The sequence below is a fragment of the Mesorhizobium sp. WSM4844 genome (assembly GCF_055811775.1).
Genome location: NZ_JBVVQB010000072.1, coordinates 18,491 through 29,482 on the forward strand (window position 1 = coordinate 18,491; position 10,992 = coordinate 29,482).

Below are 10,992 nucleotides of genomic sequence, written 5' to 3' on the forward strand. Positions count from 1 at the left end.
ACGGAGCTCACAATGGTGTCAGTTAAGCTATATCTCCGGGTTGCGCACTTTACGCTCGGCCTCTTTCGCACTCGCTCCCGGCAAATTGGTGTACTTGTGTGCCTTTTACGCAGCCCTCCGACGAGGGCCGCGGGAGGTTGCTGGCCTGATCAGTTGCACCTGTTTCGGCTCTGGCGAAGGCAGCTTTGCCGATGGCGCGGCGTCTGGCGAGTTTGGCGATGCGGACCTGGATGTCGGCATCACCGACGCGCTCTGGATCGAAGGGCGACGTGCCAGCGCCTGAGTTCGCCATGCTGCTCATGGTCGGGATCGGCCATGGCATCGAGGAAGGCTCGAAACCGGGGATCCCGCCGACATCTTCCGGCGGGCCGCGCCGGGCGCCGTCGATGTATCGGGGGTAGTCGCCGCCGGATCGGCGGTGAAGACTGTCTCGACGGTGACGGTGTGCCGCCAGTCGTCGCCGAAGTTGTAGGTATAGGAGAGTTGGGTGACACCGCGATCAACGAGCGAGCAGAGCTTGGTCGTCCTGGCGGAGAAGGTCCTGTCGCGCAGGCTGGCCTTGCGCTCCGAGCGCATGCCGTAAAGCTCGCGCCTGAGCTTCTCGATCTCCAGCTTCAACCGCGCGATCAGTGCGTCCGTGCTGCTGCTTGCGGCCCGTTCCCGAGCCGCCACAGCATCGGCCTTCAGCCGCGCCGCGCGCTCCGGCAGGATCATCGCATGGGCGGCGGCAAGGTCGCTCGGCAGGGCACGGAGGTGTTCGTCACATGGCGATGGAATCACATCCAGCCACAACCGCGAGCGCAAATCCTCATCCCGTCGCGGTCGGCCGCCAGGTTTTCTGTGGCATCCGCCAGTCGATGCCTTCAAGCAGATAGCCGAGCTGGGCCGGCGTGATCGTCACGACGCGGTCGGCCGACGATGGCCACAGGAACTGGCCGCTCTCCAGCCGCTTCGAGAACAGGCAGGCGCCCTGGCCGTCATGCCAGATCACCTTGAGCAGTTCGCCGCGCCGGCCGCGGAAGACGAAGAGATGGCCGCCATGCGAATCGCGACACAGCACCTCCTGAACCTGGAGCGCCAAGCCGGCGAAGCCCTTGCGCATATCCGTATGGCCGGTCGCCAGCGAGATCCGAACCCCGCTCGGAACCGGGATCATCGCAGGGTCGCCAGCCCGCGCCACCGCCAGGACGGCCGCAATATCGACCGGACCTTCGACGACGATCCGCCGGCCGCATTGAAGCACGATCTCCGTCCTCGGCATCCAGGTCGCGGCCTGTGGCGTCGGAGCGGGCTCGGCGGTCATGACCGCCGGAACGAAGCCGGGCGCGGTCTCGTCGTTCCGGGCCAGGAACGCACGCCGCCAGATCAGCAGCAGCGATCGTGAGATGTTGTGCCACCGGGCCGTCGCCGAGATCTGCCGCGGCGCCCTCAGGCTCTCCAGAACGATCCGTTCCTTCGCCGCCTCGCGCCACCGACGCCGGCAGCCCGTCTCGACAATCTCAAGTCGCTCGAAAGCACTGTCCATACGTCCTGTGCTCAACGATACAGGACATCCCACGCAAGGCGGCTCTCACCGCAGGCATACCGTTTTCCTCGGACGTAAACGCCACTCGGTGACACGCGTTCACGCTATGCTCTGCCTCAGCGGGTCTGTTCCGGCTCTACGTTGTCACATTGCCGATTTGCAGCCCGGATCTGACCGCCTTAGGCGGTCATTTTCCGCCTCGAACCATCCTCCGAAGCGCAGGAGGGCAAATGATCTGCCGCCGCAGTGTGCGGCCGCGGGTATCCTCACATTATCATATTTTTTCTCAACATGCTTTTTTTATACACCTTTCAGACCATATCGCTGCCATTTTGCGTAAGACGGTAAAAGTGCGGCTCTGAGCCGAACGCGCTTCTCATAAACCACTTTTTATGGTATCCATGTTTTAATGTCGTTATCCGCTCCCCCGCTCGTATGGCCGGATGCCGCGTACCAAAGCTGATGCCGAGCCAGCGAACCGCTTGACGCGTTTTAGGAGCCCTGCTCCGTACTGAGTGAGGCGACGCAGGAGAAATTTATGTGGTGCTGAGAGGAAAGATGTTCCCTAGAACAACGGAATACCTACGAATTGCATCAGCGACGGACGCTTGGGCGGCCACGCGGAATGCTATTCGGGAGGTGGACGGCTCGAATGAGATTTATCCTCAATACTACGAGAGAGCCTCCGGGGCGTACGTGTGGGACGTTGACGGAAACCGATACCTCGACTTCGTTCTTGGATACGGGCCGATTATTCTAGGACACGCAGATGAACGTGTTAATGATGCGGTTTACCAGCGCTTGTCGCTCGGGGTGTGTGCTTCACCGATGTGGAGCCCCCTTCAGTTTGAGTTGACAGAGCACCTAACCAAGCTAATTCCGGGAGCGGAGCTTTGCTACTTGCTCCGCACTGGTTCAGACGCCACATCCGCCGCCGTGCGCTTAGCGAGAATTTTTACCGGTCGAAAGCGCATTCTAAAGTGGGGATACAATGGATGGCATGACTGGACCTCTCCACGTCCAGCCGGCGTCCCTCCGGAAGTTGCTGCTCTTACCGAGAGCTTCAGTTACAACGATCTTGCCTCGGTAGAGGAAGCGTTTGCGCGCCGACCCGGCGAAATCGCTTGCGTAATCATGATGCCATATGAACTCGAGCGACCGTCAGCGGCGTTCCTTGAGGGCGTGAAGTCCGTTGCGCACCGGCACGGTGCACTTTTCATCCTCGATGAAATGCGGTCCGGGTTTCGGATCAGCCTTGGCGGAGCGCAAGAGTTCTTCAATGTTACGGCCGATCTTGCGACCTTCAGCAAGGCGATGGCAAACGGCTTTCCTATATCAGCGATAACGGGCCGTCGTGATGTACTCATGTGTATGGCCCAATCGCATATGAGCTCGACGTTCTTCGCAAATCCCGCCGAAATGGCCGCGGCATTAACTACGCTACAAATCTTGCGAGACGAAAAAATCAGCGATTCTGTGTGGCGCCTTTCCGATCGATTCTTCAATGGATTGAAACAGGCTCTGTCGGCGGCGGGGGCCGCGGCACTGCTTCAAGGGCTTCCCATATCACCGTTTCTAGATTTCAACGCTAACGGTGACACGGACCACACTACGCATAAGCGACGGTTCTACGAGTATGCACTCCGACAGGGTCTACTCCTTCATCCAAATCACCAGTGGTATCTCTCAGCTAGCCATACGAATGACAGCGTCGACTACGCTTTTGACGTTTGTCACGCAGCCTTGGTGCACGCCTACCAGCAATAGTCCAACAACCGCTCGGAGTAACCAGATTGCAGTGGCCGTCGATAACCGTAATTACACTAACGTCAGGTAGGAGGGCCTCGTTGAACCGCGCGATTAGGTCCGTCGTCTCTCAAGACTACGTTGGCACGATTGAGCACTTAGTGGTCGCAGATGACTGCGCCGAGGCGGTCGATCCGCTGATAGAGCATTTACCGGCTGAGAAACACAGAGCGCTACGAATCCATGTGGAACCGCGCCGGCCGCTCGAGGCTGGCGCACTGGCAAACACACGCGGAAGCATCTACCCCCGCCTCGCTCGACTTCTGAACCAAGGAATTTCGCTGTCTCAGTCAGAATGGATCGCATTTCTCGATGACGACAATGAATTCGAGCCAGAGCACCTGCGGTCCCTGATGGAGTTCGCAAACGAAACGGGTTGTCGGGCAGTCCATTCAGCGCGCCAAATGCTGAACGCGGATGGCAGCCCATATTTGGACCCCTTCTTCCCCGGCGCTGCGAATGCCGAAGATGGGGCACGGATTTACCGACTGATGTGCCGAAGAGGTGTGTGGGTCGAAGGAACGAACATCCTCAAGGACAGGGCGGATCAATGCTTAGGTGCACGACGAAACAGCACTGTTATGGGCGATAATGATCCCCTCTTCCTTGTCGACCAGAATCTTTGGTTGATCGCTAGGGAGATTCTAGTCTCGTTGCCCATACCCGAGACCTTTGACGCGATCGAAATCACAAACAACACCTGTCCAGACGATAAGATGTTGGAGACCCTTATGAACAATGGCGTGGAGATACGATCGAACCAGCTGCCGACAGTAAGATATTTCCTGGGTGGTATATCCACGGGAAGCTGCTGATACCCTTGCACCCGTGTGGCGCGCTCAATCTCTGGTGGGGAGCAAACACCAATGGACCCAGATCACCATCTCATGACACCGCCGTCTCTCCGATTAAAGGAGAGCCGCGTCTTCGAAGAGGCGACATCAATCGCCGTTTGGGATTTGCGAATAGCCCAGCCGAATGTTTCGCACCTGTCGGATGCAGCGCTTCATTCGATGGAACACTTTCTTGGGGTGCTCCTTCCGAAATACGAACCGGGTGTTCTCAAAGTGGCGCCTTTGGGCTGCCTCACTGGATTCTACATTGTCACCTGTGGTGTGGCTGGCTTCGACGCCATGGCGGTCGCGCTTAGAAAGGCGCTTGAGGAAATACTCGTCTCTAGCGAAGTGCCGCTAGCGAACGAGCGTGATTGTGGTTGGGCAGAGAGCCACAGTCTTCGCGGCGCACAAAACCTGGCGCGCTGGATGCTCTTGCAACAGAGCGAGTGGGCGAACGCGATCTGGAAAGCGCTATGACACAGGACCCTGACTTCTCGGCAGATGGGGCTTCGTGGCGCGTCGACGTTCCAAGCAACCGCGCCTACCAAATCCGGGCGTGCGGTCCGTTGCTTGATCCCAGCAATCCGTCGCTCGCTTCGGTCGGGGACGATCGGTCGCGCCGCCTGCTTCTCGTGGACAGCGGGATCCCGTCAACCAAAATCGCGCAGATTCGCTCGTATTTTGAAGCAAGGGGCATGCATGCTAAGCTAGTTGTCGTTCCAGGCGGAGAAGGCTGCAAGAGCGTCCCAACACTAGTCTCAATCCTCAACGACTTTCATGCCTTTGGACTGAATAGGCGAACCCAACCAATCATCGTATTCGGTGGCGGAGCAGTGCTCGATGTCGGCGGCTTTGCTGCCAGCGTCTATCGGAGAGGCGTGCCATTCGTACGGGTCCCCACAACGCTATTGGCGTACGTTGACGCTTCGGTTGGTATCAAAACAGCAATTAATTTTGCAAATGGCAAGAACCTGGTTGGCACATTCTCTCCGCCTTCCGAGGTGCTCTTAGATGCAACGCTCCTTGCATCGCAGTCTAAGGACGAGATTGCGAGCGGGCTCGGAGAAATATTGAAGCTTGCTGTCGGCTGCGACTCGACGCTGCTGGACGATTTGATCGACCTGAGCCCGAAATTTCTCGAGCGTGACTTTCAATGCACGGCCGTCGATCAGGTTTTGAGGCGGGCAATTACAGTCATGCTTCACGAGCTAAAGGGCAACTTGTACGAGCATGATCTGTGCAGAGCCGTTGACCTCGGGCATACGTTCTCCCTCGCCCTCGAACTAAATCCGGCTAAACCATTGAGGCATGGCGAAGCAGTCGCGATTGACGTTGCCCTCTCAACGATACTCGCTGTTCATCGCGATCGACTGAACTGGGATTCGTTGCGTCGGGTTGTTTTCACAGCGAAGCTCCTTCATCTGTCCATGACATTGCCGGACATTTCCGTCGATCAGCTCTGGCGGTCGGCTTGCGAACGCCAGCTCCATAGGGGCGGCCGCCAGCGGATTCCAATTCCGAGCCCCCTCGGTCAATGCGTTTTCATCGATGACCTGACTCAAGATGAGCTAGAAAAGGCAGTTGACTGCTACGTCGACATTTTTGGGCGAACGCAATGACCGCGGCTTACCCAAACTCCACGCTTAACGAGAACCGATTCCGTTCGTCGGTCGCCTGGGCGGAGGCGATATGGATGCCCCCTTGTAAGCCGGCGACGCCTCCTCCATTGGTAGCAGTGGTCATAGTATGCTGGAACGTGAGGGACTTGGTCTGTCGCGCCATATCGACGGTCCTCGAGGCCGATCTGCGCGATCGGCTTGAGGTGATCGTGGTGGACAACGGTTCGTCGGATGGGACCTACGATGCGGTTCGCAGCTTGGGCCCCGAGGTCGGTGTGCTTCGGCTCCCACGGAATATTGGATTTGGAGCCGCCAACAACATGGCATTTGAAAAATGCCGGAGCGACTTCCTTCTTGTGTTGAATAGCGACAGTGAATGCCGTTCGTCGACTATTTCAAGCATGCTCCGTGAGTTTGCAACTGACACCAGAATAGCGTGCGTTGGCGCTCGGCATGTAAACGCCGATGGTACTCTTCAGCCTTCAATGAATTCCTTCCCAACTCTGGCAAGCGATTTTTTTGAACTCACGGAGCTAACTAGATTCCAGACCGTACGAGCCTATCTCAAGAAGACGCATCCGTGGTGGACGCCGCATGATAGGCGAGTGGAGCCTGATTGGGTAAACGGCGCCTGCATGATGTTGCGAAAAAAGGCGATTGAGGAAGTGGGACCCTTCGACGAGCACTTCTTCATATATGTCGAAGAGTTGGACCTTTGCGCACGACTCAAGAAGGCTGGATGGAAAATCGCATTCCAGCCGAAGGCTGAAGTCACACACTTAGAGGGTCGCACACTCGACTCCTTTGCTGGTCTCCGATTGCAGCTACGCTTCTGGGGACACAAGCGATTCTACAAGAAGCATCGTTCCTCCATTGAATATTTCTGCTTCTGTGTGTTGGTGACTGTAGTCGGGATTTCTCGCGCAGTCATGCTGGCTGGTCTGCAGCTGACCACACTATTGGGAGCAAGGCCGTCCAGTAATCTGGAGGCGGCGATCAGCTTAGATAATGGTGACGCCAAGCTGTCTACATACCTCGGAGCTTGGTGCAGGATCGCGTTTCATCGGCCGGTAGACACCACGCCACTTGAAGTGCGCACCTCAAACGACGGAATTCAAATATGATCAAGATGTCGGCTTATCAAACTGAGCAAGAATTCCGTGACTTGGTCATGCGAGCAGCACAGGATCCCGATTTTCCACAATATGGCTATGGCATCGTTCTTGCGTTCTCCCAAGCGCTGGCGTTGGCAGAAAGCGGAGTATCACTGCTAGAGCTCGGGGTCGCAGGGGGCAATGGACTTGTCGCGATGGAGCGATTGGCCGCCACCTATAATCCGGAAAGAGCTCTTGACGTCGCAATATCAGGGTTTGACCTGGGTAGCGGCATGCCGGCTCCGCTTGATTATCGAGATATGCCGCACATCTGGAAAGAGGGCTTTTTCAAAATGGATGTCAATCGTCTGATGGAGAAGCTTTCCGCGGCGCGAGTGATCTTAGGCGACGTCAGGGAGACAGGTAAATCATTCATCGCTGAAGTCGAGACGCCGATTGGTTTTATTTCGTTTGATCTCGATTTTTATTCGTCAACAGCCGCTGCCTTTTCAACATTATTGTACGCAGCGCCGGATAAATTTCTCCCGCGCGTTGTCTGTTACTTCGACGATACGGTTGGCCCGCATAGCGAAATGCACTCCGAATATACTGGGGAGCTGCTAGCAATACGGGAGTTTAACGCTGCCAACACTCAGCGGAAAATCTCCAAACTCAACGGTCTCCAGCAAAAGCTAGCGCCAATAACCGGAGAGTGGATTGAAGGGATTTTCATTCTGCATTTGTTTGATCATCCCCGCTATAACGACTACGTTTACCAGATTCAGGATCGTCAGTTCCCACTTACGGTGTAGTCGCTAAGCTGTAGCGTGGCTGGAGTTAGGAGATGCCGCCGCGTCGCGGAAGCGTCGCAGGCGACGTTTTTCGATTTTGGTCCAAGTTGCGGGGAGGCATATGGGAGCAGAAGAAACCTGCTTCGCGAAACCCACCCGACGAACCGTCGATAGCACCTTTGCCTGGTCACCCTGGTCTTTACTGTGGCATCGAATTAACCCGATCCTCGTCGGGCGTGTCATGCTGGAACTGGTCGGCAGATCAACCGAGGACAACAAGGACATTAAGGCCGCCTCGCGCTAATCCCGGATATGAACCGCGCCGGGTTTGCCGGAGGCCGTTTCGTTTGAGTCACGCGGCCATGGCTGGTTCATCCAGCATGGCGTAGTAGCGCTCCTCGGCTTCGGCCGGCGGGATGTTGCCTATGGGCTCCAGCAGCCGGCGATTGTTGAACCAATCCACCCATTCCAGCGTGGCGAACTCGACGGCCTCGAATGAGCGCCAGGGTCCGCGTCGGTGGATCACCTCGGCCTTGTAGAGGCCGTTGATGGTTTCGGCGAGAGCATTGTCGTAGCTGTCGCCGACGCTGCCCACAGAGGGCTCGACGCCAGCCTCCGCCAGGCGCTCGGTGTATCGAATGCTGACGTATTGGCTGCCTCTATCGCTATGGTGCACGAGCCCGCCGCGATGGATCGGCCGCCGACCGGAGGCGCCCATCGGGGCCACCAGCAGCGCCACATGTGGCCCGCCGCCCATGGCGAGCCCGCTGATCACACCGGTCAGCGCAATGCCGATCGTGGCGCCGATGCAGGCGAGCAGCCGCTCGCGCAACGTCGCGCCGGCGAGGATTGGGACGAAGAGGCGAGACCCCATGCTAAGCCTTGGAACGAGTGGAACTCTGCGCTATCCGCAATGCCGCCGGAGCCACGGATTTGAAAGTCAAACAAATCCGAATGTTCGCGGCCAGGGAGAATATTATTGCGCGCAGCAAGGTGGGCAGTCCGCCGCCAGCGGCTTGTGCCTTTCAAATTGCGCCAGAGCCTTGGCGCGAAGAAACTTCTACCGCAAAAGGATAGTATCGACTTCCTCCCGGCATGGCGGAACGCTCTCGCTTACCGCTGATCGTTCCGGGGAAGAATTCGCGTGAGCATTGGATCTTTGCTCAGTAACAGCGAGATGCGCTGACGACGATTCTCAAAGGTCAGCATTGGCGCGAAGAACTCAGCAACCGTCCCTGTGCTTTCGCTCGCTAGCAACATCAGTTCGGGCGCGCTCGCCTGTCCATGAAAAGCAGCGCCTCGTCCTCGAAGGGACCCCGTGACAGAGTTAATTACACCGTGCTCATCGGTTGCGCGAGAGCTGCCCCGACGCGAAGATGAACGAATCCTTTGGGCCAGCGTCCCAGCATTTAATCGCAGCGCAGGATCTTTGCTTCGAGCGCGGCTGCCACGAAAGCTCTTCGAGCAGCTGGTGGATGAGCCTTACCACGCAATACCTGCAGACAGGCGTCCATCGCTACCCTCCGTTTCTCGGTCTCACGATGAAGATCTCGCAGCAGGATAGCCGCCGCCTCATTGACATCGAATACGATACGCTCTGAGCTGCGGCGGCCAATCTGAACAACGACCGGCCTCTCAAATTTCTGCAAGCCGGTCATCACTCCGCCCCCCAAAGGCGATCATGCGTAAATAGGCCTAGTTCGTCTTCTTTGCCGAGCCGAGCCGGTTCCGCTGCGACTGCGAAATGTCGACACAATGCCCTCTCGACTTGCCCCGCGCCAGCCTCACATGCGTCGCCGACGCCTAGGCTCGCACTTTTCCGCTGCCCGACTTGGAGGTAGCGAGCCACTGCATGGCGGAGGTTGCGTCTTCCAATATCGCGGCCGGCTTCGCAAAACCGAAAAAGGTGTTGCGCGCTGCACTTACAGGTTTTCGCCCATTGTATGCATCAAAGCACGCCTTGAGGGCGGCTTCGTGGATCAGATCTCTGCGATCTGGTGGCCATTCGTTGAGGAAATCGACAGCGTCCGCAAGACTGGCAATCTCTTGCACGATGTACGCTGCACGTCTCACGAAAAGCGGGCTGCTGAAAGCCTCAGAGTTCATTCGATCCTCCCGACCTGCTGAACAGCTGGTTTGCGTGAACAGGCACCTCATCGACATCCGCCGACCATAGCAAAGTGTGTTGTCAGGGCGATGCCGATTTCAAGAGAAGTAGCGGCGAGAAGTCCCCGGTAGGCGAGCAAGCCGACTCCGCTACTGCGGTGGCTCACCAGGTGGCATATCTACATGGTCCCGAACCATGTGAACATCGTCCGGCTTTGACCCGCCACCAGAACACGGCTTCATCTTCTCAGCCTTGCTGCGCCGGCCAGGTATGACGAGCGGCCGCCGCTGACCTGCATGGCCCCGCGCAGACGCATCGGCGCAGCGAATCTTCTGCCTGTACGAGGAGCGGAGTTTGACATGAATAGACGTCAGCGGAAGCCTGCATTCCCGCAGGCCCGGATGTCATGCCATTCTTGTGGCGGACGCCGTGATCACGTCTGAACAAGCAACGTGTATCGCCGCCCGTTCACCCTCATTTACGCGAACAACTCCTTGTAACCGGTCGTCATCATCCGGTTCGCCCGATCGAGATGGCTTCTCGCGGCTTTCCGCGCGCGCACCGGCTCCTCCGCCGGATCGATGCCGAGGATGACCTGCGCCATCTCCTCATAACTCGCATCATCGGCGGAGGCGTCCAGGAACCTCAAGTAGGTCTTGAAGTGCTTCTTGTCGTAGGCGGTCAGGCTGTCCGACCAGGGGACTTCATCTTTAAGACCTGGTTCAACGTCTGTGTATTTCATCACGATATCGGGCTCCGGAAACAACTGGTCGAAGATTTCGCTTCGAGAGGCTACCCGAACCCGAGGGGAGTATCGTCTCAAGACGAAATTCCGATCATGATCTGCAAGTGCCTGCCGAAGCGATGAGCGCTCCTTTTGGCGATGCAACCCTAGGTTAGGGATGAATTGCAAAAAGCTCAAGACTGTTCGGCTGGCCGTCGATTCTGGCCGACTGCTCGGCCATCAATTTCACATAATTTCACATTCCACATAAGACACAAAAGTCGGTCCAGAGCTGACGGCCGAAACGCGCTAAGGCATTGGGATGCGCCGCAATGCGGGCCAGGCTTCCGGGCCGATCCCAAATCTTTTGGCTCTTCGGCCGTCCGCTCATCCGTCTTGACCAGAACGAACCTACAGCCTATTTCAGCGCCACGTTAGCACTCTCCACTGGCGAGTGCTAACCACGCTCCGGCAACGGAGAACCTTTCAA

At 57.4% G+C, this 10,992-nt stretch carries 11 protein-coding genes and 3 pseudogenes; 6 read left to right on the forward strand and 8 right to left on the reverse strand.

The annotated features are described in order from the left end of the window. Positions 1-297: 297 nt before the first annotated feature. The 3 genes and pseudogenes from AC0L2A_RS32460 to tnpB form a co-directional block, all read right to left on the reverse strand. Positions 298-552 (reverse strand): IS1096 element passenger TnpR family protein, encoded by a 255-nt coding sequence (locus tag AC0L2A_RS32460; protein ID WP_473612298.1) that lies wholly within the window; start codon positions 550-552, stop codon positions 298-300. Then, positions 541-714 (reverse strand): annotated as a pseudogene (locus AC0L2A_RS32465) (IS66 family transposase); the annotation flags it as partial. The pseudogene AC0L2A_RS32465 and the gene AC0L2A_RS32460, both read right to left, overlap by 12 nt. Before the next feature lie 94 nt (positions 715-808). Next, entirely contained in the window at positions 809-1,540 is a 732-nt protein-coding gene (gene tnpB / locus AC0L2A_RS32470) for an IS66 family insertion sequence element accessory protein TnpB (RefSeq protein WP_473612289.1), read from the reverse strand. A gap of 543 nt (positions 1,541-2,083) precedes the next feature. Between tnpB and AC0L2A_RS32475 the strand changes: the two genes are divergently transcribed. The 6 genes from AC0L2A_RS32475 (at position 2,084) to AC0L2A_RS32500 (ending at position 7,692) form a co-directional block, all read left to right on the forward strand. Further along, positions 2,084-3,292, forward strand: a complete 1,209-nt coding sequence (locus tag AC0L2A_RS32475) for an aspartate aminotransferase family protein (protein WP_473612300.1) — start codon at positions 2,084-2,086, stop codon at positions 3,290-3,292. An 80-nt stretch (positions 3,293-3,372) separates the two neighbouring features. Next, entirely contained in the window at positions 3,373-4,146 is a 774-nt protein-coding gene (locus AC0L2A_RS32480; RefSeq protein WP_473612290.1) for a glycosyltransferase, read from the forward strand. Between the two features lie 51 nt (positions 4,147-4,197). Beyond that, positions 4,198-4,644: an S-ribosylhomocysteine lyase gene (locus AC0L2A_RS32485; RefSeq protein ID WP_473612291.1), complete on the forward strand. Its 447-nt coding sequence runs from the start codon at positions 4,198-4,200 to the stop codon at positions 4,642-4,644. Next, positions 4,641-5,786, forward strand: a complete 1,146-nt coding sequence (locus tag AC0L2A_RS32490; protein ID WP_473612293.1) for a sedoheptulose 7-phosphate cyclase — start codon at positions 4,641-4,643, stop codon at positions 5,784-5,786. Before AC0L2A_RS32485 ends, AC0L2A_RS32490 begins: the two co-directional genes overlap by 4 nt. Positions 5,787-5,860: 74 nt before the next feature. Continuing rightward, a complete protein-coding gene (locus tag AC0L2A_RS32495; RefSeq protein ID WP_473612301.1) occupies positions 5,861-6,910 on the forward strand; it encodes a glycosyltransferase family 2 protein in 1,050 nt (349 codons plus the stop codon). Next, positions 6,907-7,692 (forward strand): hypothetical protein, encoded by a 786-nt coding sequence (locus AC0L2A_RS32500; protein ID WP_473612294.1) that lies wholly within the window; start codon positions 6,907-6,909, stop codon positions 7,690-7,692. Before AC0L2A_RS32495 ends, AC0L2A_RS32500 begins: the two co-directional genes overlap by 4 nt. 331 nt (positions 7,693-8,023) lie before the next feature. Here the strand turns inward: AC0L2A_RS32500 and AC0L2A_RS32505 are convergent. The 5 genes and pseudogenes from AC0L2A_RS32505 to AC0L2A_RS32525 all read right to left on the reverse strand — a co-directional run. After that, positions 8,024-8,374 (reverse strand): annotated as a pseudogene (locus tag AC0L2A_RS32505) (integrase core domain-containing protein); the annotation flags it as partial. 3 nt (positions 8,375-8,377) lie between these two features. After that, positions 8,378-8,545: pseudogene (locus AC0L2A_RS32510) on the reverse strand (HPP family protein); the annotation flags it as partial. 535 nt (positions 8,546-9,080) lie between these two features. Next, a complete protein-coding gene (locus AC0L2A_RS32515) occupies positions 9,081-9,329 on the reverse strand; it encodes a DUF982 domain-containing protein (RefSeq protein ID WP_473612296.1) in 249 nt (82 codons plus the stop codon). 145 nt (positions 9,330-9,474) lie between these two features. After that, positions 9,475-9,777 carry a DUF982 domain-containing protein gene (locus AC0L2A_RS32520; protein WP_473612297.1) on the reverse strand — a complete coding sequence of 101 codons (303 nt, stop codon included), beginning with the start codon at positions 9,775-9,777 and terminating at the stop codon, positions 9,475-9,477. A 479-nt stretch (positions 9,778-10,256) separates the two neighbouring features. After that, positions 10,257-10,520, reverse strand: a complete 264-nt coding sequence (locus AC0L2A_RS32525; protein ID WP_473612303.1) for a DNA -binding domain-containing protein — start codon at positions 10,518-10,520, stop codon at positions 10,257-10,259. Between the last annotated feature and the right edge of the window lie 472 nt (positions 10,521-10,992).